Consider the following 22,731-nt stretch of genomic DNA (forward strand, 5'->3'; position numbering starts at 1 on the left):
GCCGATGTGCGGTTCGGTGTGACGGGCCATCGCGTCCTGCCTCCGGCGATCGCCGAGCGCGCGGTGCGCCACTGGCGCCGGGCGCTGCCCGAGGGCTCTTCGCCGTACGGGGTGTCGAACCTGGCCGACGGGGCCGACCAGCTGTTCGCGAGCCACGTCCTGGCCGCGGGCGGCACCCTGGAAGCGGTGCTGCCCTGCGAGGGCTACGCGTCCTCCCTGATCACCGACGACAGCCGGGCCCGTCTGCGCGAGCTGTGCCGGGCGGCGGCGAAGGTGACCACGCTGCCCTATCCCGAGCCCAGCGAGCAGGCCTATCTCGCCGCCGGTCAGGCCCTGGTCGACCGCTGCGACCACCTGTTCGCCGTCTGGGACGGCCGGCCGGCCCGCGGCATGGGCGGCACGGCCGACATCGTCACCTACGCCCGGGCCCAGGGCCGCCCGGTCACTGTGCTCTGGGTCGAGGGCGTGGTCCGGGTCTGATCAGAGACCCTCGGCGGCGCGCGCCTGCTCGTACCGGTCGCCGATCTCCCGGGCCAAAATCAGCGCCTGCTCGTGGTGGGCCCGGGCCTCGGCCGTGTCGCCGGTGGCCCGCAGCGCCTGACCGAGGTCGTTGAGCGCCTCGGCCTCGCTGGCCCGGTCGCCGATCCGCCGGTGCAGCACCAGGGCCCGGCGCAGGTGGACCGCCGCCTCGGCGTGCCGGCCGCCGCGGGCGTGGACCGCCGCCAGGTCGGTCAGCACGTACGCCTCGGCCGTCCGGTCGCCGTTCTGCCGGGCTGTGGCCAGGCTCAGCTCCAGGTGGGAGGCGGCCCGTTCGAGCTCGGCCGGATCGCCGGAGAGCCGGGCCAGCAACGACAGGACGTACGCCTCGCTGAACCGGTCGCCGGTCCGGCCGGCCAGCTCCAGGGCCGACTGGAACCGCTTGGTGGCCTGCGCCTCATCGCCGAGCCGGGCGTCGACCAGCCCGAGCCGCACCGACGCGTCGGCCTGCCCGGCGTCGTCGCCCAGCCGCTGGTAGAGGGCCCAGGCCCGCTCGTAGTGGTCGGCCGCCCGGCGGTAGTCGCCGAGCCGCCAGTGGACGCTGCCCAGATTGCGCAGCACCACCGCCTCGGCCGCCGGGTCGTCGAGGCCGGAGTAGAGCGCCAGGGCCTGCCCGTAGGTGCCGGCCGACTCGCCCAGACGGCCCTGCCGCCGGTGCAGCCGGCCCAGGTCGGACAGCGCCCGTGCCTGTGCCTTGCGGTCGCCGAGGGCCAGGGCGGCCGACACGGCCGACGAGGTGACGGTGACCGCCTCGGCCACCGGTCCGCCGGCGTCGAGATAGCGGAACAGCGTGCCCGCGAGGTCGACGGCGAGCCGGTGCCGGCCGTGGGCGGCCGCGAACGTGCAGACGGCGGCCAGGTTGGGCCGCTCCGCCTCGATCCAGCTCCGGGCCGCCTCCGGATCGCCGGCCGCGACCGGCCCGGACGGATAGAGCGTGGCCATCGCGGCCACCGAGCCGGCCAGGTAGTGGTCGAAGAGGCGGGTCAGCGCGGCCTCCCGCTCCTCGGCCGGATCGTGGCCGGCGGCCAGCTCGGCCGCGTACGTCCGCAGCAGGTCGTGCATGCCGTAGCGGCCGCCGCGGGCGGCCTGAACCAGGCTGGCCCGGACCAGCACGCCGAGCAGCCGCCGGGCCTCGCCCACCGCGGTGCCGGTCAGCGCGGCCACCGCCTCGACGTGCACGGTCTCACCCGGATGAAGGCCGAGCAGCCGGAACACCCGGGCCGCGTCGGACGGCAGGTTCTGGTACGACCACGAGAACACGGCCCGCACCTCGGCCCGGGGATCGCCCGCGTCGAGCAGGTCGAGCCGCATCCGGTGGTCGCTGAGCTCGCCGACCAGCTCCGCCAGCGAGACGTCGGCCCGGGCGGCGGCCAGCTCGGCCGCGATCCGCAGGGCCAGCGGCAGCCGGCAGCAGGCGGCGGCCAGGTCCTCGGCGACCGTCGCCTCACGGTCGACCCGGTCGCCGATCAGCCGGCGCAGCAGCCCCACCGCGTCCTGAGGGGGCAGCAGATCGAGGTTGATCCGCTCGGCGCCGTGCAGGGCCACCATGCCCGGCAGCGCGTCCCGGCTGGTGATCAGCACGAGACACGACCCGGTACCGGGCAGCAACGGCCGCACCTGCTCGACCGAGGAGGCGTTGTCGAGCAGCACGAGCATGCGGCGGCCGGTCAGCTCCGAGCGATAGCGGCCGGCCCGCTCCTCGACGCCGGGCGGGATCTCGGAACCCCGTACACCCAAGGCCGTGAGAAAGCCGGACAGAGCGTCACCGACCGCGACGGGCTGCTCGCAGTCGTAGCCGCGCAGGTTCACGTAGAGCTGGCCGTCGGGGAAGGCCTCCCGGACCCGATGGGCCCACCGGACGGCCAGGGCCGACTTGCCCACGCCGGCGGTGCCGGACAGCAGCACGACGGTCAGCGGGGGCTCGTCGCCGTCGGTCAAGGTCTGGTCAAGAGCTTTCAATTCGGTCGTACGCCCGATGAAGGCCCGCACGTCGGCCGGCAACTGCGCCGGCACGACCTGGGGAGTGGCCGCCTGGACCACGGCGGCCGCGGTGAGGGTCGGATCGGCGGCGATGATCCGCTCGTGCAGCCGGCGCAGACCGGGGCCGGGGTCGCTGCCCAGCTCCTCGGCCAGGCTGTGCCGGATCCGCCGGTACTGCTCGTCGGCGTCGGCCTGCCGCCCGCACCGGTAGAGGGCGAGCATGAACTGCTCGGCCAGGCGCTCGTCGAGCGGATGCCCGGCCACGGCGGCCGACAGGGCGGGGAGCAGCTCACCGTGCCGGCCGAGCCGCAGCAGCACGTCGTTGTGGTCGAGCTCGGCCGCGAACCGCTCGCCCAGCAGCAGCTCCCGCGTCGAGGAGAGCCAGGGGGTGTCGAGACCGGCGAACGGCTCACCCCGCCACAGATCGAGCGCCCTGGTGATCTGCTCGGCGGCCGACCGGTCGGACTCGGCACTCCGGGCGAGTGTGACAAGACGGCGGAAGCGGTGCAGATCCACTGCTTCCGGGTCGGCCGTCAGGGCGTACCCACCCGGTCGTCTCTCGATCCCGACGCCGGAATCGGCGAGGGCGGTCCGCAGGCGGGAGAGATAGCTGTAGAGGGCGCCGGCGGCCCGCTGCGGCGCGTCGCCGCCCCAGACCCGGTCGATGAGCTGATCGACAGTGACCGGCCGCCCCACCTCGACCAGCAGCGCGGCCAGCACGCTGCGCTGCCGGGCATGCCCGAGCCCGACCGGCAGCCCGGCGACACGGGCCTCCACCACGCCGAGCACGCCGAACTCCGCCGTCAACTGCCCTCCGCTGGGGATTCAAGACATCCACAAGGTGAGCGACAAGTCTTGCACGCTTCATACAAGGTCCAGGAGCGACCATGGATCGAGTACGGGGGAAGCAGGTCGCCCGCCCTGGCCCGACGGCGCGCAAGCGTACGGGGGAATCGGGACGGGACGGGCGACCTGCCTCGCGTGCATCGAACGTCCAGGTCAGGGTACGTACGGGCGGTGTCCTTCGACTCGGTTGACGTGACCCGCCCGCTGGCGCCGGAAACGCCGGCGGCGCCGCACAGTGCCAGCGGCGAGGCGGTCGCCACGCATGACCTCAGCGCCGTCGCGCCACCGGCTCGGCCCGCGCGACGGTGGACGCCGAAGCGGGTCGTGGCCACGCCGGCCGCCTATGACCACGCGCACGGACTGCGGATCATGTCGCTGGTCGAGGCGCAGGGCATCGAGGTCGAGCGGCTGAGGGGCAACCGGCTCACCGGGCTGCGCGGGGAGAGCGACCGCGAGACGTACGCCCGGGCCAAAGCCACCATGGCGATCGTGGTGAGCCCACCGTCGCGCCGCAAGCTGCAGCCGATCGCGCCCAGCGCCGACTGGCGGTTCGACCTGGCCGAGGGCTGCCCGGCGCACTGCCAGTACTGCTATCTGGCCGGGTCGCTCTCCGGACCACCGGTGACCCGGGTCTACGCCGACCTCGACGACATCCTGGCCGGCCTCGGCGACTACGTGGGCCGGGGCACGATCACCAGCCGCCGCGAGGCCCGGCGCGACGAGGGCACCACCTTCGAGGCGTCCTGCTACACCGATCCGCTCGCGCTGGAGCACCTCACCGGCAGCTGGCGCCGCGCGGTGGAGCACTTCGGCGCCTGGGAGGCGCCGGTCCAGCTGCGCTGGACCACCAAGTTCGACGATGTGGGCGGCTTCGTGGGGCTTGCGCATCGGGGACGTACGAGGGTGCGCCTGAGCGTCAACTGCCGTCCGGTCACCACCCGGGTCGAGGGTGGCACCAGCCGCCTGGAGGACCGGCTGGCCGCGCTGCGCCGCCTCGCCCTCGACGGCTACCCGGTGGGTGTCACGATCGCGCCGATCATCGCCGTCCCGGATTGGCGAACGCACTACGGCGAACTGCTGGACGGCATCGCCGCCGCCGTGGGTGACGTGCCGGGCCTGGATCTGACCGCCGAGCTGATCACGCACCGGTTCACGCCCGGCAGCAAAGAGGTGCTGCTGAGCTGGTATCCGCGGACGAAGCTGGAGATGGACGAGGAGTCCCGCAGCCGCAAGCACGGCAAGTTCGGCGCGGTGAAATACGTCTACCCGGCCGAGACGATGGCCGAGTTGCGCTCATGGTTCCACGAGAAGATCGCCGCCCGGCTGCCGTCCTGTCGGATCCTCTACTGGACGTGACCCTTTTCAGTGACGGTAATCGATACGTATCGGACCGTTCGTTGGTTGGCCGCATCCGGGCCGACCGAGGCGGAACCCATGACATCCGACGTTGAAGCCGACGTCCGTGCCGCTGCGGATGAAACGCTCGAGGACTGCACGCTGGGGTTCGCGCCGCGTGGCTACCGCCGCTGGTCGACCGGGTTGGTCGCGGTCTCCGCCGCGGGGTCGCATCGCCTATCTGGCCAACCTCGCGATCGGCGCCAACCGTCTGCAAGTTCTGCAGATATGTCAATGCTTCGCCGATGGCCCTTATTCGAAGATTATCACAGATTGAGTCAAAGCTGTGCACTATCGTGCTGAGTCGCGTTGGCGTCGATGGGACAAGCGGCCGAGGTAATGGACGGCTGGCTCGTATCCGAGCGCCGCTGTTGAAGGCGGGAAAGCCAGGACTTGTCGCTTAGTTCTGCAGGAAAGGGTAAACCCAGCGCTTGCCGGGCCGTGACCAGCAGGTACACGTATCGCTCAAGGTCGTCGTAGGTTGCGACTGAGCATATCCAAGCAGCAAGATCACCCTTGTCCTTGCCGAGCGGCACGATTCGCCATCGCCCTAGCCGCCAGTGCCACTCCTCGGCGGAAAGGTGAGGGTGCTCCTCATAGAAGCGGCTTAATAATTCGACTGGCAGCAAGTCCTCGATCTCCACCAAGGCGCCTACGTCGCCGCGATCAAGTGGGTCGAACTTTGCGAGTAGTTGATAACGCTTTAGATCATGTTTGCGTGCAATGTCCATGGCGGCGGAGCCGGGAGGGTCTCGGTCGAATAGGCCAATGCCGGTGATGCCGTCACGTCGGAGGTCGAGAAGACGGTCGACGACAGCGCTGCCCCCGCCAGTGCGGCCGATAGGCGATTCAATTTGAAGCCCGTCGAGCAGACGCCAACCTCGCTCCTCCATGGCGAGTTCGGCGGCACGCTTCAGATACACTTCGTCGGTCTCGCCCTCCACCATAAGGACGGCATCGGTAGGCGCGACGGCCTTCTGCTCCGCCTGTTCTCTGAACAAGCGGAGCAGGTGCGGCATGAAGTCACCAGACGTGATCTTTCGGTTGAAATGTTCGCCAGTCAGATCTCCACTTGTCTCCAGCAGCTCCGCCATGCTTGTCAGAATGGATTCAACGGACCACGCGCCCCTGGCATACGTGCCCTGAAGCAATACCTCCGTGAAGGACTCGTCACAGGCGTCCGCAAGCGGGGGCATCGACATCCGACCCCAAATCATCGCGGTGACGAGTTGCAGGTCGTCGGGCCGCCGATCCAGATGCGGAATCCGGAGATAGTGATCATATTCGCCATCGAGGGCCGAAGAGATTTCACTCCCGACCTTGGTGGCGGTTAGAAATAGGCCGCGGCACTTCCGTCGGTTCGTGATCAGTTGGCGCAACGTTGATGCCTGAAGCTTGTCGCAGTCGTCTACTACCACGATGGCATCGAGACCGTTTTGGCCGAGCTGCTTCATAACTGGACCCAGTTTGTGGTCCGCCTGGAGCTGTTCGTGCGGGACCTCCAGCTCAGTGAATGTCGCCAATGCGGCTGCGATGAGAGTTGATTTGCCACCGCCGGTTGGCGCTTGAACAAGCACGAACCGCGCGTCACCCCGACCGAGATCGTTTATTAGGTCGCACGCTTGGACGAGTTCCGCGCTTGCCGCCACCACCTCGACGGGCACACCCTGAGCGCCGAAGTCACGCCGCCAGTCGGCGGTCTCCCGGAATCGCTGTGCCCATTCCGCCTGTCTCATCGACCCGGCGGCCGTCTCGGCGGCATCACGGCCGGCGTTGGCCGACCAGGTGAGGACGCGGTCGGGGCAGGGCGGAATGGCTCGCCCGTTCCGCGAGGCCCCGTGCCGTCGAACAGGGCACCCGCAAGCCGACTTGTCGAGGTCCGCTGGTCCCACGGGAGCAAGCCGCGATAGTTGATGCCAACGAAGATCGGGATCTCCATGCCGACTTGGACGTCGGCCGCCGGCCCAAGGAACGCAAGTGAAATCCGGATCTCGGCTAGCAACTGTGGCATGTAGCAGATCCAGACGTCGCCCTGACGGCGACGGGCTACAGCACGATACGTCTTTGGGGCGCCGTCGGCGCCAGAGAGGACGGCCAAACATCCCACCCTACGCCGACTACCTGCTGAGTTGGCATCGAGGACCGCGAGCTGGCTTAGGGCCGCGTGCGGCTCGGAGAGCTGAAGTAACGCCCACGCAAGGCAGAAAGTGATGAATGCGCTGTGCTCCTCCTCAGAGAAGAGAAGCCGAGCTCGTAGGATCCGACTCCACTGTTCCCACTCTTCGCGAGTGCAGGCAGCGTAGACAGGGTCGGCGCCGCCTACTCGGCCACCGGGAAGATGCGCGTCCATCCAGAGACGATGGGCGAGTCCCATCGCCGCCCGGCTGCGCCACACGTCCTCATGCACGGTTAGGAGGCGATCCAAACCCTGTTGTGCGGTGGCGGGCGACTGCGCCTGGCGCGTTTGTGGGTCGTAAACCTGAGTTCTGATGATCTGGCAGTAGCCAGAAAAGTCGCCCGCCTGACGCATCTCCTCGGCTAGCTCAGCACTGACGGTGTGCCGCCCTTCCAACTCGGCCAGCTCGATACGGCGGCTCGTGAATCGCTGCACCTGGCGGGGCTCCAGCGGCTCCTCCACTGCGGTGTCTAGAATGGTGGCCATCTGCTCGATGAAACCAATCCGCTCGCTCTCTGAGAGCACCGGGCACTGGTTGACAACATCTCGAAGCGTCCAGAAGTTGACGTCTAGTGGGAAAAAACTGGTTTGTCCGAGGGCGCGGGTGCGTCCGACGTAAAGGTTTACTAGTTCAAGCTCGTCATCGATTGCCTTGCGGAGGACCAGCACATCGGGAGACTCGGGCGTGGTCTGGTACACCTGCTGTAAGCGGCGCAGTTGAGCGCCAATCTTGTATCCATGCGTGGCGGCACGCGTGGTCAGAAGGTTGTTCAGTTCGAGGTTCCGGGCATCCGTTGCGCGGCGGACCTGGAGCACCTCCTCGGCTTGTTCCAGGATCTCAACGGCGTCGCCACTATGGCGCATTGAGGCGTCGTAGTCGGCGTCACGGTTGGCCAGCAGTCGTAGAGCCTGCGCCTCAAGGAGCAGCAGCTTCGGTATGCGTACCTGGAGACCACCTCGAATCCGCTCAAGCATCTGGGCCAGCCTCTCGATGCTGGCTGGGCTCGAGTAAACGTCGGCGTAGGCCCCGCGGGGACCGACCAAGCGAAGGATCTCGGTGCAATAATCCTGGTCAGGGTCGTCGCCCGGGTAGTTGCCCTCGCTCCATCGGACTGCGTCAACAAGGCGTTCGAGAAGCCGCATCTGGTCCGGTGGCGATGGTCGTACGATTCCTAATGCAAGTCGGGCCAGCTCGTTGTGGTCGGTGTCGAGCACGAGGGTTCCGTGCTCGTCCACGGTCTCGTCCATTAGCTCAGAGTCGCCCAAACGACGACTGAACGCGGCATACTGCCGAATGAACTCGGTCCCGAAGGTCCGCAACAGGAGATCGACGGGGATCGGTCGCTGCAACCGTGCGCAGAGCAAGGCAAGGTCCAGCGCACTGCGTGTTTCTTCGCCGTGCGCGAAGGGTGAAGTTGAGGTGACGCCTTTGCTACGGTCGAAGTCGATGCCGGGGAAGAGCTGGCTTGCTACTGTTTTTATCTGCTCACGAAGTTTGCTGTCGCCAGCGGGTTCGTTGTCTTCCTCGATCGTCCGTCCGCTGATGTCGAGAGCGCGGGCCAGCCGGTCGTATGCCTCTCCTATTCGCAATCGGACATTGCCTTGGACGTCCGGCAGCAGACGATAGAGCAAGAGGAGGAAGTACGGGTCACCGATGACCGAAGCGGTGAGTCCGTCGGTACTCTGGCCGTGATCAGCGAGATACTCCCTGAACTCAGCGATTTCCTTCGCCGACAACCGGCGCTCCATCGCGATCGACTTATAGTCTGGTTCCCGGTCGCCGGTAGACCTCGGATCATCGTCCGGGCTAAACAGCCCCGGACTATGGCGGGCAGTTCCCACCACCACCGCATTGCGTCCTGCGGCGGCGAGTGCCTCGGAAAGCTGGACGTACTCGGCATTGTCGATTTCGTCGGTCAGCACGGCCACGCCTGGAGCCCCGCGGGACTGCAGAAGACGGCAGACCCGCTCGATTGCCTCGACCTTCAATCGGCCAGCTGTGGGTGCTACATATAAAACGACGTGGCCACGCTGACGCAGATGTACCGCTAGCCAATGGATGATGCGACTCTTACCGGAGGCGGGCGGACCAGTCAACAAGATCGGGCGGCGTGAATAGTTGACCGTGTACTGTTCCGTTGTGTCGACCGGGTTTACGGAACCAATTTCGGTGAGAGCTGCCTCGACCTCCTCCGTCAGTCTTTCGCTGACTTTGCGCTTGTACAGAAAGCCTCGGACAATTGCCTCCCAGTTGGGCGGGCGCTGTGCGCCTCGGAGGAACTGCCGGAAATCGGTCCGCATCTCGTCCTGAGGGAGAGGTGGTGGAACAGCGGTCGCAGCGTCATCGAGGACAATTACAGATTGTGCCACGCTGCGCCACTCTTGTGCCGTCAATACGATGCGTTTGCTGTCGGTCGGGCGACCGAAGGAGATTATGTGGTCGTCAGGTGAGAGCGCGGTTTCCCGCGCCTCTGCGAGCCTGCGGCCCGCATCTGTCGCAGCGTTCTCCCGGAGGAAATCGGGCAGGGAGCCTTCGTGAAGGACGAGGGCGTCGCCGAAGCTGTCGAAGTCGGAGCGTTGTACCGACCTTTCGCGACCGAGGAACCAGTGAACTGAGTCAGCCGGGAGAACGCTGCACACGAGCTCTAGTAGATCAAGCGGGATCCAGTCATCCTTGCCGACACCTTCAACGACCACTATGCCGGTCGCTGCGAGGAAGGGGACCTGTTGCAGGACTGGGGCGACGTCGAACGCCCGTCGCTGGCGTAGCGACGTAACGGTCAGCGGGGGCAAGTGGGACGGCACCTGCTCGTCGGTCGAGCCAAAGAGCCGGACGACAGTGAGTAAAGCCGGGTTGACAGAGGCCGACAGAGATCTCGCCTGAGAGGGAAACAGCACCCGCAGCCGTCGGCCTGAGTCGCTGCCGACCTGGTTGAATGCCTCAAGCGGCAGTGCATCAACGGCAGAGGTGACCGCGATGCTCCACGGGCAGCGCGCAATTTCGAGCAGATCTTCGCTGGGCCGGTGCCGACTGAACGCTCGGCGAACCTCTTCGATCCGGCTAGGCGTCTCTAACTCCTGCAGTTGCTCTTGCAGCGTTTGGCGCTCCGCCGCCCCGGAAAGAACTGCGACGTCGCGAATGAGTTCATCGACAAGGCCAGTGCTGTGTCGCTGGCCGAGGATGAGTACGGCGCGACCTGCCGCGATTGCCGATTGGAGAGCATCGGAAGCGCCTGGGCGGCTGCCAGGGGATCTCTCTGCGTTGCTCGAAATGCTGTTCACGGGTCCATCCGCTAGAGACTCGACACCGGACACCATAGCCGAAACGGCCTGCGGCCGGGCGCCTTCGCGTGCCACCGGACCCGAAGAATGAGTTTGATGTCGAATGCCGGACACGGGGCTTCCGTTCGCAACGCCCCCGTATGGTCGCGGCCTTCACCTCTGTTCCTTGTGCGTCTCCATGGCCTCCCAGGAGCCAACCCCTAGCCTCACGGCCATCGTCGGAAATCGGCCAGTTAGGGATGCGTGCCACGATGCGATGCCGCTGGGCGCGGTTGGGCAGCTACTGACCACTTTCTGACCTGGACAGTGAGCACCCGGCCGACCCATCCTCGGGCCACATCGCTTCCACAAAGCATGCGGGGATCCGGACATGAACCGACGGGCGGTCGAGCTCAGGAACTGGACGGTCAGCGTTGCTGCCACCGCGGCGTCCAACTACGCGCTGGACGCCTGCGCGGCGGCGGCCGGGGTGGCCCTGGTCGCGTCGGGACTGATCGCCGGCTTCAGCCAGCCGTGGCTGCTGGCGCTCCTCGTGGTCAGCTACGCGGCCTGGGCCGTCGGGCTGCGAGCCGGTCTGCGGGCGAACTGGACCCTGCTGCTGCTCACCGGAACCAGCACGAATGTGTTGTCCAAGGCGGCGTACGACCTCGCCCGTCGCACCTCGCGCCGGCCCGGCGTGGCACGAGTGGCCGCGGCCACCGGATATATCGGCACCCAGGTCGCGGGGGAGGGGATCTACTACGCCGGTGCCTTCGGCGCCGCGGCCGTCAGCGACGCCGTCACCGGTGCCGAGGCGATCGGCTTCCTGGCCGGCGCCAACCTCGCCGCCGCGCTGTACGAGTACGGACTGGCCCGTGTCATCACCGGCCTGCTGCGTCGCCGCCGCCGGTACGCGTCGTTCGACACCGACTGGAAGCCGGCGGAGTACCTGGCCGGCTACTACCGCGAGGTGGAACCGGACGAGGTGGCCACCGTCGCCTTCCTCGTCGACGCGATGAGGCGCGCGGAAGCCGGCCGCCCGGTGCTGTTCTTCGGTGTCGGTCCCACACTGCACCACGTCTTCGCCGCCGCCGAGTCCGCATCCGAGATCCACCTGGGCGACTACCTGCCGGCGAACCTGGCCGAGATCCGCCGCTGGATCCGCCGCGAGCCGGGAGCACACGACTGGCGCCCGTTCGTCCGCTACACCTTGCAGTGCGAGGGCGTCAGCCACCCGACCGACGAGCAGATCGCCGCCCGCGAGGACCTGACCAGAACGAAAATCACCAAGTTGGTCCAGGTCGACGCCCACCACCCCCGCCCGGTAGATCGTCACTACGCGACGGTGATAAGCCCGTACTGCGCGGACTCGGCCACCGCCGACCGCACGACATGGTTCCTGTTCATGCGTCACATCACCGGCCTGGTCCAGCCGGGAGGCCTGTTCATCACGGCGGCCTTGCGCCGCTGCCGCGGCTACACGGTCGCCGGAAAGACCTTTCCGGGCGCCGACGTCGACGAACACGACCTGCGCGCGGCGCTACGCCCCGAGTTCGAGCCACTGGACGGCGAGATCGAGGTCCAGAAGACGTCCCAGGACGCCACCCACGGCTACTCGGCGATCCTTCTCTGCCAGGCCCGAAAGCTCACCGAGGCCGCCCCGCCGAGTTCCACCGCTTGGAGTGGGATTGTCCAAGCCACCGCATGAGCGGCCGGATCGCTCGAAGAAGCGCACGAGCACTGAGGGACCGGCGGTCGTCATCCGAAGACGAGGACGCGCCGCATGATGGCGTTTGCTGAGGTGTCAGTCCAGTCCGGTGAGCAGGCGGTTCACCTCGGCGGCGTCGAATCGGGACGGGTCGAAGTCGTCGGCGGCGGCCAGGTCGAGCCACTCCAGGCGTTCCTCGTGTTCGGGGTGGGCCGGGTCGGTGAGGATCTCGACGAGGTCGGCGTAGCCCCAGATGCCGCCGCAGTCGTTCGGTGGGGCGGCGCGCCGGCCGCCGGTGCAGCGCGGGTAGGCCACCGGTTGGCGATCGAGGATCTTCTCGACGGCTATGTCGTGTTCCCAGTTGTCGCCGAAGTCGTACAGGTATCGCAGCTTCTGGCCGGCCTCCGGCGCGACCTGCTCCAGGGTCACGGGTTTCTCGGCACGATGGCCCAGCTCCCGGTCGGCGACACCGAAAGCACCGTACGGCGTCTCGAATACGTGCAGGTGGGAGTCTTCCCAGCCGAACGCCGTCTGAATGGTGTGGTGCAGGTCGGACAGGCTGATGTCGGCGGCCACCTCCAAACGGCGCCAGATCGGCGGCCTCGCGCCGCGCAGGCCGACCTTGATCTGGAAGATGGGTGCCGGGCCGTCGGACTTCTTCCGCTTCGCCGGCAGCTTCTGCCTGCCGTCGGCCCTGGCCCGCGGCGCGTGCTCGGCGAACTGCGTCAACATCTCCAGCATGCTGAACAGATCATCGCCGCCGCCGTGCGGGGCCGGCGGCCGCGACGGTTCGGGCAGTGTGCCCATCCGGGCGCGCAGCAACACGGCCAGCGAGTGGTGCCCGGTGACGGCATCCGGCTCCGGTTCACCGTCCTCGCGATCGTGGACGGCGCGCGCGTCGAGGGCCCGTTCGATCTGCCAGCGGAACTCAGCCGGGTCAAGGTCTTCGACGGTGCGCGTGGTGTCGTCCGCCTCGAGCATGGTGATGACTTCGCCGAGCTTCTCGCCCGGAAACAAGTGGACCTCCGAGGCTGCGTCACAGTCGAGGTGGTCGACGTGGACGACGAAGCCGTGGGAGCGGCCGGACCGCTCGAAGGAGCACAGCAGCACCGACGACTCGGCGGTCGCGTCGCCGTAGCGCCGGAGTGTCGCCGCCGTCAGCGGCCGAGACAACTCGTCGGCCCAGGCCGGCGCGGGAAGTCCGGTCGCGAGCAGCCTCCGGGCCTGATCGGCGGCTCCCGTCCGGGACTCCACCGCGGCGGTGGCGAGCAGCAGGCCCACGGCGGCCGGAGTGGACAGTGCCGCAATCGCGGGAACAAGCTCCTCCGACAACGCCTCCACGAAACCCTCGCCGGCCGATCCGCCCAGGGCCACAAAGCTCGCGCCGAGCAACTCCGCCTTCAGCGGGTCTTCGACGTCCAGCAGAGGCGCGGCGACGGTGGTCAGGTCGCCGACGAACGCCTGAGGATCGAGATCGTCCCCCGAACAGTCCGGACAGTCGCACTCGCGCCCGGAGTCCGGCACCACTCTCAGGACACGCTGACTCGAGCGGCGGGGCTTCGCTTTCTTCCGGCGGCGGCTCACAGGACTCATCCCGCCATCCTGCCAATGGATCATCGCCGCCGTCGCGGGCCGTCACCCGTCCGAGGCCGGGTCACAGGCGGAACGGGTTGCGGCCCAGGGCGGCCAGCAAATACCAGGCGGTGGCGCCGGTGTGGAGGCTGGCGTAGTAAAGGTCTCCGAAACCCGTGTCCAAGCCGTCGCTGGAGGCGGCCGGGACTCCCCGGCCGTCGCCGTTCGGGGTGGTGGCCTGGGCCCGGCATATGTTCCACAGCAGTTTGCGGCTCAGCAAAGCGTCACCCCGGCCGCCCCGGGCCTGTAGCGCCAAGGCCGTGTGGGCCGTGCCCTCCAGCCAGACCTTGCTCGTGTCGGTGTCGCTGTAGCTCACGCCGTAGATGGTGGCGTCGAAGGCGGCCAACCGGTCCAGCACCCACGTCACCGAGCGGTCGTATCGGCGGTCGCCCGTGGCCAGGCGGGCCCACGTCTGCACGTCCGAGGGGATGGGCACGCGGTTCGTCGTGGTGCCGTCGGGGCCGGTTCCCGTCCACACGTGGCCGGCCGCCCGGTCCTGCATGGCCGCCACGAAGGCGAACGCCGCCCGCGCCCGTGTCAGCCAGACCCGCCGGCCGGTCAAGCGGGCCAGCATGGTGAAGAAGGCGCCCACGTCGATGTTGTGTTCGGTCGCCTTGAAGGTGTTGGGCTCGTCGTCAGCCGTACGACCGCCGGTGTAACCGTAAGGCGCCCGCACGCCGTCCCATGTCGTGTCCTGGATCCAGGTGGCCTCGCGCAGGGCGCCGTCGAGGAAACGCTTCTCGTGGGTACGGGCGTACAGCTGGGCGAAAGCCATTCCCACCCAGGCCTGATTGCCGGTGAACGCCGCCGGCGAGCCGATCTCGAAGGTCTCCGGCTGGTACGAGGCCCGGGTGCGGCCGTCGCCGATCGGGTCCTGCTTCTGCACGTGGAGCAGGGTGTCGCCGAGGATGGTGGCGCGGCGGACGTCCCCGTGCGCCAGCCACGCCATGATGACCAGCGCGTCGTCGTAGGCGAAGGACGACACGAAGTTCCCGAGGACGCCGCCCGTGTAGCTGCGTGGCACGCGCAGGGCGCTCCCCGAGCCGTACTCGTCGAATTTGCTGTTGAGAAAGGCGACAGCGGCCTTGACCGACGCCGGGGTGGCGCCCGCGGTCCACGACGAGGCCGACGCCGAGGCCGGTGACGGGATGAGGGAACCGGTCAGTACGGCCGTGAGAGTGCCCAGGACGTTACGACGGGAGGCGTACACGGGTGCTCCTCAGGGGACGCTGATGTTTGCTACCAGTTGTGCGATGTGGGCCGCCCGCTGCTCGCGCGTGTCGGGGCGGCCGGGAATCCCGGGCCGCCGCTGCCAGGGACGCGGGCCGTCCGCGTGGCGATATTCGACGCCCAGGGCATCCAGTCTCAGCAGGTGGTGCTGGAGGCGGCGTTCGAAGGAGCCGAAGTCGCGGTCGGCCGGGCCCCACAACGCTTCCGCGATCGCGCAGAGGCGCGGAAAGACCAGATAGTCGACCGTCCGGGGGGAGTCCGCGTGCTCCGTCCAGATGTTGGCCTGCCCGCCCAGCACGTGCTTTGCCTCGTCCTCGGTCAGGCCCGGCGGCACCGGGTCGAGGGCGTACACGTCGCGCAGGGTCAGCGGGATCGAGACCGGGATGGGCTCGTCGGGCAGCTCGGACTGGCGGTAGTCCAGGTAGGCCACGTCGTCGGGGCAGGCGACCACGTCGTATCCGCGCCGGGCCGCCGCCAGGGCGCCGGTCAGTCCCCGCCACGAGGCGATGACCGCGCCGGGGGCGAGGTTGCCCTCGAGGATCTCGTCCCAGCCGAAGAGGCGCCGGCCGGCCGCGTTCAGATGCTCGCCGAGGCGGCCGATGAACCAGGCCTGCAGACCTTCCTCGGTCGCGACACCGAGTGCGGCCATCCGCTGCTGGGTGCGCGGGTCGGCCCGCCACTGGGTCTTCGGGCACTCGTCGCCGCCGACGCCGATGTAGCGCGACGGGAACAGCTCCATCACTTCGTCGAGCACGCCGCGGAAGAAGTCCACCGTGGACTCCTCGACGTTCAGGATGTCCTCGCTGATGCCCCAGCGCGTCCAGACCTCCACCGGCTGACCTGTCACACCCAATTGGGGGTACGCCGCCACGGCCGCCCGCACGTGCCCGGGAGACTCGACCTCGGGCACGACCGTGATGAACCGTTCCGCGGCGTAGGCGACGATCTCCCGTACGTCCTCCTGCGTGTAGAACCCGCCGTGCGGACGGCCGTCCCCGGGCGCGTCCTTGCCCGCGCCGACCTGGCTCTCCCGCCGCCACGCGCCGACCTCGGTGAGGCGCGGGTAGCGCTTGATCTCCAGGCGCCAGCCCTGGTCGTCGGTCAGGTGCCAGTGCAGGGTGTTGAGCCGGTGCATCGCCATCAGGTCGATGAAGCGCATGACGTCGTGCTTGGGCATGAAATGGCGTACAACATCAAGCATGGCCCCTCGCCAGGCGAAACGGGGCTTGTCGTGAACGCGGACCGCCGGAACCGTCCATGTTTGCCGGTCAAATCCGGCGCGGCGGTAAACCGACGGAGGAAGCAGCTGGAGCAGGGCCTGACCCCCGTAGAAGACGCCCGCCGCGTCGCCCCCGGTGATCGTGGCGCCGTCGGTGGTGACCTCCAAGCGGAACTCCTCGGCGGCGAGTTCGTCGTCGAGGCCGAGCGTGATGGTGCCCGTGGCTGCGGGAATCAACGGCAGCCGCAGCGCCTGCCGCAGCCAGGCCAGAACTCCGGACAATGCGGCCGGGGCGGAGACGGTGGAGCTGTGGTCGAGAGCGAGCGAACCCTGACCGGGGACGAACGAGAGTGGAGCGGGGATCAACAAGGTCTAGCCCTTCACGGCGCCGGCGGACATACCGGCCACCAGATTGCGCTGGATGATCAGGAAGAACACGACGACGGGGACGGAGAAGAGGACGGAGGCCGCCATCTGACCGCCGAAGTCGGTGCCGGTGTGCGGGTTGGTGAACGAGGCCAGCCAGACCGGCAGGGTGTAGTGGCTCTGGTCCTGCATGAACGTGTAGGCGAACAGATAGTCGTTCCAGGCCGCGATGAACGCGAAGATGCCGGTCGAGATGACACCCGGCGCCACCAGCGGGAACAGGACGCTGGTGAGCACGCGCCAGGTGCTCGCGCCGTCCATCCGGGCCGCCTCCTCGATCTCGGCCGGGATGGTGACGAAGAACCCGCGCATCACCCAGATCGAGAACGGAAGGACAGTCGCCACGTACGCCAGGACCAGAGCCGCGTACGTCCCCAGCAGATCCAGTTGGTTGAACATGACGAACATCGGGATGAGCAGGGCCGTGCCCGGCAGCATCTGCACGGCCAGGATGACCACCATGAGCAGCCGGCGGCCCCGGAAGCGGAAGCGGGACAGCGCGGCCGCCGCGAAGATGCCCAGCACGATCGAGACCAGCACCGTCGCGACGACCACGATGACGCTGTTCCGCAGGTTGGTGAGGAAGTGCTCCTGGGTGACCGCGTTGACGAAGTTGTCGAACGTCGGGTTCTCCGGCACGAAGTGCGGCGTCGGGGTCATCACCTCCGAGCGCGGCTTGAACGCCGTGTTGACCATCCAGTAGACCGGGAAGACCCAGATCAGGCAGAAGATCGCCGCGAGCGTGTTCGCAACCTTGTGCTTCACAGATCCTCTCCCGACTTGAGCAGCCTGCGGATGTAGAGGGCGGTCAGCCCGAGAAGAAGCAGCGTGGTGACGACCGAGATGGCCGCGCCCTGCCCGATGTGGAAGCCGACGAACGCCGTCTTGTACGTGTAGACGCCGAGCGTGCTGGTGGCGTCGCCCGGACCGCCGCGCGAGATCAGCCAGATCTGGTTGAACACGTTGTAGTCCCAGATCACCGACAGGATCGTCACCAGCAGGAGCGTCGGCCGCAGGTGGTTGAGCGTGATCATCCGGTAGACAGTGAGCTCGGTGGCCCCGTCCATCCGGGCCGCCTCCAGATATTCGCGCGGGACCTGCGTCTCGGCCGCGTTCAGGGTCAGCGCGATGAACGGCACCGCCTGCCAGACGATCAGGAGCCAGATCACGACGTACGCCCTCGCGGGGTCCTGGGTCCAGTCGAGGCTCGTGGTGTCGCCGAAGATCCGCAGCTGGTCGAGACCCCAGTTGACCACCCCGTATCCGGGCTGGAAGAGCCAGTTCCAGACCAGCGACGAGGCGACGTTCGGCATGGCCCAGGCCACGATGAGCACCACCGTGACCGTGTAGCGCCAGCGCCGGCCGAGCAGGGTCAGCAGGTGTGAGACGCCCATGCCGATCAGCACGCTGCCGGCCACCATGGCCGCGGTGAACAGCACCGTGCGGACCAGCGCGGCCCAGAAGGCGCCACTGCTCAGCAGGTCCGTGTACTGGTCGAGGCCGACCGAGCGGTAGGCGCCGGTGAACAGGCTCCGCTGGTTGAAGTCGGTGAACGACGTGTAGACCAGGAAGCCGATCGGCGCCAGCGTCACCACGGCCAGCACCAGTCCGGCCGGGCTCAGCAGGAACAGCGGGGCGAGGTTCTGTCGCTTACGCCGTTGTTGTGAGGAGGGTGGGGCCGGCGCGGCCGGCGGAGCGCCGGCCGCGTCGGTGATCACGGTGGTCACTTACCGCCGGCGAGAGTCTCGCCGAGGTGGGCGTCGAAGTCCTTGGCGGCCACCTCGGGCGTCTTGGCGCCGGAGGCGACGGCGGAGAAGACCTGGTTGACGCTCTTGTCGCCCTCGAGGGTCGGCCACTGCGCGGCGGCCGGGGTCGCCTTGGACGACAGGGCGGCGGTGAAGAACGCCTTCTGCTGCTCCTTCAGGGCCGGCTCGGCCGCCTGGATGGCCTCGGTGCTGTTCGGGATCCAGCCGTCCTTGCCGAACACCCACTTGTCCTGCATCTCCGGGCTGCCGGCGATCTTCGTCCACTGCAGCGCCAGATCCTGGGCGTCGCTCTTGGTGGCGATGCCCCAGACCGAGCCGCCCAGCATCACCGGCTGGTTCTTGCCCGAGACGCCGGGCAGCGGGAACGTGCCGATGTCCTCGGATTTGATGTTCGGGTTGGTCTTCTGGATCAGGCCGACCGCGCCGCCGGAGGCCAGGATGGCCGAGGTCTTGCCGTCGGCGAACAGCTGGACCTGGTCGGGCGAGTCGGTGTCGAGGGTGCGCGAGGCCTCGGTGGAGTACGTGTTCTGGAAGGTCTTGAACTCGGTCAGGCCCTTCTGGCCGGCCGGGGTGGAGAAGCCGCCCTTCCAGTCCCCGCCCTCGTTGGTCGCGATCTCGCCGCCCGCGTCCCAGAGGAACTGCAGGCCCGCGTACCAGTACTGGCCCGGCATGTAGAACGGCGAGAAGTCGGCGGCCGGGTTCTTCGCCTTGATCTTGTCGAGCGCGGCGGTCAATTCGGTGTACGAGGTGGGAGCGGCCGTGACACCGGCGGCGGCCCAGGTCTTCTTGTTGTAGATGACCGCGCGGGCGCCCGCGAAGCCCGGCACGGCGTAGAGCGCGCCGTCGACAGTGGCCGGCTCCTCGAGACCGGCCAGCCAGGTGCGGCCCTGCTTCAGGTCGTCCTTGTACTTCGTCAGGTCGAGCAGTCCGCCGTTGGCGGCGAAGCCGGGCACCTGGGTGTTGCCGAGATCGAGCACGTCCGGCGTGCCCGAGGTGGACAGCGCCGTGCTGATCTTGGTGGTGATGCCCTCCCACTGCTGAATCTGCAGGTCGACCTTGGCCCCGGTGGCCTCGGTGAACTTGGCGTTGATGGCGTCGAGGGTCTCGTCGGTGTAGTCGTCGGTCATGACCCAGACGGTCAGGGTCTTGCCCTCGCCGCGGGCGGTGGGCACGGCGCCCGGCGTGCCGCCGCCGGTGTCACCGCCGTTCCCGTCGCTGCTGCAGGCGCTCATGGTCAGAATGGCGGCGGCGCTCAGGGCGACGGCCGCTTTATAGCGGTGGGACCGCATGATGACTCCTCAGGGGTCAGGACTTGCTTCTTCCGCGATTGCGGGTGGGGTTCTTCTCGGGGAGCCGGTGGGCGTCGACCGCGCGAACGGTCAGTTCCAGGGCTTCGGCCGTACGCTCGTACGTGCGCTGGGCGACGGCGACGTAGATCATGTCGAGCACGAGCAGTTGTGAATGGAGAGCCGCGAGCGCCGCCAGGCGGAACGTGGTCTCCTGCACCGCCGTGGTGAAGACGACGTCGGCCACCTCGGCCAGCGGGGACCGGCTGTAACTGGTGACCGCGACCGTGAGCGCGCCGTGGTCGGCCGCCTCGGCCAGGGTCTCGATGACCTCGCGGGTGCGGCCCGAGTGGGACAGCCCGATCGCCACATCGCCGGGGAGCAGAAGGGCGGCGTTGGTCAGCGCGGTGTGGCTGTCGAGCCGGTGCCACACCGGCACCCGGATGCGCTCGAGGCGGAACGCCATCTCGCGCGCCGAGGTGCCGCTGCTGCCCAGCCCGAAGAGCTCGACCCGCTTCGCGCCGGCGATCTCGGCCGCGACCCGGTCGATGGCGGCCATGTCGAGCGCGGCCGCGGTGTCGTGGATGGCCCGGGTGTCGGCGGCGGTGACGACACCCAGCACGTCGGTCAGCGGATCGCTGGGCGCGATGTCGCCGCTGATGTCGGTCTCCCACCGGGCCTGCTCGGCCCGGCCGGTCTCGGTCGCGACGGCCACGCGCAGGTTGGCGTAGCCCTTGAAACCCAGCGTGCGGCTGAACCGGGTGACCGTCGCGGTCGACGTGCCGGACCGCTCGGCCAGGTCGACGATGCTCGCGTTGGCGGCCGCCTCGGGGTCGGCCAGGATCGTCTCGGCGATCCGGGCCAGAGCCTCCGGCATGCCGGGCCCCTCGATCCGCAGGCGGCCGAGAAGGCCTCCGCTCTCACCGGTCACGTCGGTCATCCTTTTCATCGTTCGCTGTTGCCGATGAAAATTACGACCGAAGAGTGAACTAGTCAACAACTTTTGTCTGTGCTTCTATCAGCCTCATGACTTTGGTGGTCGGAGTCGACGCGGGCGGCACGTCCTCCCGCGCCGTGGTCGCCACGACCGGCGGCGCCGTGATCGGCCGCGGCCTGGCCGGCCCCGGCAACCCACTGACGGCCGGCGCCGACTGCGCCGCCGCGGCCGTGGCGACAGCGGTGCGCTCGGCGTTGGGGGACCGGTCACCGGCGCTGATCTCGGCGGCCACGCTGGGCATCGCCGGCCCCGCCACCGCCGCCCAGTTCGCGCCGGCATTGGCCGCGCTGGGCGTGAACGCCCCGGTCACGGTCGTCGGCGACGTGGTGACGACGTTCGCCTCGGGCACGCCGGCTCCGTGGGGCGCGGCCCTGATAGCCGGCACCGGAGCCATAGCGGCATCGGTCCGCGACAACGCGGTGGAACGCACGTCGGACGGCTTGGGCTGGCTGCTGGGCGACGAGGGTTCGGGCCGCTGGCTGGGCCTGCGCGCGGTCCGCACGGCCGTGCGCACCTGGTCCACCCCGTTCGCGGCCCAGGTCGCGGCCCAGGCGGGCGTCACCACCGCCGACGAGATGGTCTATTGGGCGCAGGCGCTCCCGTGGGACGAGATAGGCGACCTGGCCCCACTGGTCTGCGCGGCGGCCCGCGCCGGCGACCCCCACGCCTCAGCCATAGTCGAGGAGGCGGTGGCCCACTTGGTGGCAACCTTGGACGACCTGGGCGCCGACGGCCCGGTGGTCCTGGGCGGCGGCCTGCTGGCCGGCGACACCCCCGTACGAGACGGGGTCCTGAAGGTCTTGCGTTCCCGAGGCTTGCACCCGCGCACAGGCCGAGACCCCGCCGCCGGCGCCGCCTGGCTGGCCGCCCGCGCGTTGAGCCCGCTGACTCCCACCGCTTTGCACGAAGCCCTGCTCGGCCGGTCAGAGGGACCGATCGGGACACCGCCGCGCTAGCGTTGCCGTTGGTCGGTCAGGAGGAGACGAGCGGATGGCGGCCCTGAGCATCAGCGATCTCGACGACTCTGTCGAAGACAAGCTACGTCTGCGCGCCGCTCGGCACGGCCGATCCTTGGAAACGGAGATCCGCGCGATCCTCACGGCCGCCGCCACCGAGGAAGAGCGTCCGCAGCACGACCTTTTCAGCGCTCTCACCGAACGGTTCACGCAGCTCGGTGGCGTTGACGTCGACCCACCAGCCTGACCCGGGCCACCCCACGTGCCGCAACTGAGCTTGTGGTCCTCTCAGCCGGCCAGGGTCTTCAGTTCGGCGATCAGGCGCACGTGGCTGTCGATGCCGTCCGGGGCGACGTTGTAGAACAGCACGTGGTCGACGCCGGTGCCCTCCAGGCGTTTGAGGTCGCCGGCGATCTCCTGTGGGGAACCGCCCAGGAACGGGCGTGAGTCGCCGAGCGGGTCGGCGGTGATCGGGACGTTGGCGCGGGCCGTGACGGTCAGGGCCTCGGCGTCGCGGCCGTGCTCGCGGGCGGTCTCGCGGAACGTTCGCGCGGCCTCGGTGAGCTGCTCGTACGAGAAAGCGTTGGGGTTGACGCCGTCGGCGATCCGGGCCGCCCTCGCCTGGCCGGCCGGGGTGGCGGCGCCCACGATGATCGGCACGTGGGCCTGTACCGGCTTCGGGTTCACCTCGGACGCCTCGATCTGGTAGAACCGCCCCGCGTACTCCACCGGGTCGGGACCCCAGCACGCCCGCATGGCCTCGACCACCTCGTCGAGGCCGGCGCCCCGGCGCTTGAGGGGGACGTTGGCGGTGGCGAACTCCTGCGGCATCCAGCCCTGCCCGAGGCCCGCGATGACCCGCCCCTCGCTGAACTGGTCGAGCGTGGCGAACCGCCTCGCCAGCACCACCGGCGGGTGGAACAGCGCGTCGATGATGCTGGTGCCCAGCTTGATCCGCTCGGTCACGGCCGCGACGAACGACAGCGTCTCGATCGGGTCGTACGTCAGCCGGTAGTCCTCCGGAATGCGTTCCAGCTCCCCGTCCGGACCCGGAAACAGCGGCGCCATCGGGCGCAACAGCCGCTCGTACGTCCACAATGCCGCGTAGCCGAGCCCTTCCGCCTCCCGCGCCACCCGCAGGATGTTGGCCTTGGAGGCCAGCGGCCCGGACGTCGGCAGTGCCATTCCCAGTTCCACGCGCGCTCCTCGGTGTCCCGGGCGGCCTCCGTGCCCCCCGAATGTGCTCCCCGATCGTCACCTTAGAACGCCGGAGCTGAGAAGAGGCTGGCATCGATGCCAGATCGGGCGGCCCGTTC

Annotated in this window: 16 protein-coding genes; 5 read left to right on the top strand and 11 right to left on the bottom strand. The window is 68.7% G+C overall.

Annotated features, from left to right (window positions below; genetic code table 11):
• Positions 1 to 6: 6 nt before the first annotated feature.
• Positions 7 to 480, top strand: coding sequence for a hypothetical protein (locus ACQP2X_RS14030; RefSeq protein WP_498697010.1), 474 nt, complete (start codon positions 7 to 9; stop codon positions 478 to 480).
• Here the strand turns inward: ACQP2X_RS14030 and ACQP2X_RS14035 are convergent, their stop codons facing one another.
• On the bottom strand, positions 481 to 3,324 hold the full coding sequence (locus ACQP2X_RS14035) for an AfsR/SARP family transcriptional regulator (protein WP_498697013.1): 2,844 nt from the start codon (positions 3,322 to 3,324) through the stop codon (positions 481 to 483).
• A gap of 210 nt (positions 3,325 to 3,534) precedes the next feature.
• On the opposite strand from ACQP2X_RS14035, the gene ACQP2X_RS14040 reads away from it, so the two are divergent.
• Positions 3,535 to 4,719: a spore photoproduct lyase family protein gene (locus ACQP2X_RS14040; RefSeq protein WP_498697015.1), complete on the top strand. Its 1,185-nt coding sequence runs from the start codon at positions 3,535 to 3,537 to the stop codon at positions 4,717 to 4,719.
• A 317-nt stretch (positions 4,720 to 5,036) separates the two neighbouring features.
• Here the strand turns inward: ACQP2X_RS14040 and ACQP2X_RS14045 are convergent, their stop codons facing one another.
• Positions 5,037 to 6,494, bottom strand: a complete 1,458-nt coding sequence (locus tag ACQP2X_RS14045) for a DnaA/Hda family protein (RefSeq protein WP_498697018.1) — start codon at positions 6,492 to 6,494, stop codon at positions 5,037 to 5,039.
• Entirely contained in the window at positions 6,491 to 10,216 is a 3,726-nt protein-coding gene (locus ACQP2X_RS14050; RefSeq protein WP_498697020.1) for a hypothetical protein, read from the bottom strand. The genes ACQP2X_RS14045 and ACQP2X_RS14050 overlap by 4 nt, the downstream gene beginning before the upstream one ends.
• Positions 10,217 to 10,586: 370 nt before the next feature.
• On the opposite strand from ACQP2X_RS14050, the gene gntF reads away from it, so the two are divergent.
• A complete protein-coding gene (gene gntF / locus ACQP2X_RS14055; RefSeq protein ID WP_498697021.1) occupies positions 10,587 to 11,903 on the top strand; it encodes a guanitoxin biosynthesis pre-guanitoxin forming N-methyltransferase GntF in 1,317 nt (438 codons plus the stop codon).
• A gap of 96 nt (positions 11,904 to 11,999) precedes the next feature.
• Here the strand turns inward: gntF and ACQP2X_RS14060 are convergent, their stop codons facing one another.
• The 7 genes from ACQP2X_RS14060 to ACQP2X_RS14090 all read right to left on the bottom strand — a co-directional run bounded on the left by ACQP2X_RS14060 (position 12,000) and on the right by ACQP2X_RS14090 (position 20,402).
• Positions 12,000 to 13,427 (bottom strand): plasmid pRiA4b ORF-3 family protein, encoded by a 1,428-nt coding sequence (locus ACQP2X_RS14060; protein WP_498697025.1) that lies wholly within the window; start codon positions 13,425 to 13,427, stop codon positions 12,000 to 12,002.
• A 130-nt stretch (positions 13,428 to 13,557) separates the two neighbouring features.
• Positions 13,558 to 14,745 (bottom strand): hypothetical protein, encoded by a 1,188-nt coding sequence (locus tag ACQP2X_RS14065; RefSeq protein ID WP_498697026.1) that lies wholly within the window; start codon positions 14,743 to 14,745, stop codon positions 13,558 to 13,560.
• A gap of 9 nt (positions 14,746 to 14,754) precedes the next feature.
• A complete protein-coding gene (locus ACQP2X_RS14070; protein WP_498697028.1) occupies positions 14,755 to 16,353 on the bottom strand; it encodes a beta-N-acetylhexosaminidase in 1,599 nt (532 codons plus the stop codon).
• A gap of 3 nt (positions 16,354 to 16,356) precedes the next feature.
• Entirely contained in the window at positions 16,357 to 17,175 is an 819-nt protein-coding gene (locus ACQP2X_RS14075) for a carbohydrate ABC transporter permease (RefSeq protein WP_498697031.1), read from the bottom strand.
• Entirely contained in the window at positions 17,172 to 18,137 is a 966-nt protein-coding gene (locus ACQP2X_RS14080; protein ID WP_498697033.1) for a carbohydrate ABC transporter permease, read from the bottom strand. Before ACQP2X_RS14080 ends, ACQP2X_RS14075 begins: the two co-directional genes overlap by 4 nt.
• Positions 18,134 to 19,465, bottom strand: a complete 1,332-nt coding sequence (locus ACQP2X_RS14085) for an extracellular solute-binding protein (RefSeq protein ID WP_498697035.1) — start codon at positions 19,463 to 19,465, stop codon at positions 18,134 to 18,136. The genes ACQP2X_RS14080 and ACQP2X_RS14085 overlap by 4 nt, the downstream gene beginning before the upstream one ends.
• Positions 19,466 to 19,481: 16 nt before the next feature.
• Entirely contained in the window at positions 19,482 to 20,402 is a 921-nt protein-coding gene (locus ACQP2X_RS14090) for a MurR/RpiR family transcriptional regulator (RefSeq protein ID WP_498697036.1), read from the bottom strand.
• 86 nt (positions 20,403 to 20,488) lie between these two features.
• On the opposite strand from ACQP2X_RS14090, the gene ACQP2X_RS14095 reads away from it, so the two are divergent.
• Together ACQP2X_RS14095 and ACQP2X_RS14100 are read left to right on the top strand one after the other, a co-directional pair.
• Positions 20,489 to 21,415, top strand: a complete 927-nt coding sequence (locus ACQP2X_RS14095; RefSeq protein WP_498697039.1) for an N-acetylglucosamine kinase — start codon at positions 20,489 to 20,491, stop codon at positions 21,413 to 21,415.
• A gap of 34 nt (positions 21,416 to 21,449) precedes the next feature.
• On the top strand, positions 21,450 to 21,662 hold the full coding sequence (locus ACQP2X_RS14100) for a FitA-like ribbon-helix-helix domain-containing protein (protein ID WP_498697041.1): 213 nt from the start codon (positions 21,450 to 21,452) through the stop codon (positions 21,660 to 21,662).
• A gap of 41 nt (positions 21,663 to 21,703) precedes the next feature.
• On the opposite strand, the gene ACQP2X_RS14105 is transcribed toward ACQP2X_RS14100, so the two are convergent.
• Positions 21,704 to 22,612: a TIGR03619 family F420-dependent LLM class oxidoreductase gene (locus tag ACQP2X_RS14105; protein ID WP_498697043.1), complete on the bottom strand. Its 909-nt coding sequence runs from the start codon at positions 22,610 to 22,612 to the stop codon at positions 21,704 to 21,706.
• Between the last annotated feature and the right edge of the window lie 119 nt (positions 22,613 to 22,731).

This window comes from Actinoplanes sp. CA-131856, assembly GCF_050956135.1.
GTDB lineage: Bacteria > Actinomycetota > Actinomycetes > Mycobacteriales > Micromonosporaceae > Actinoplanes.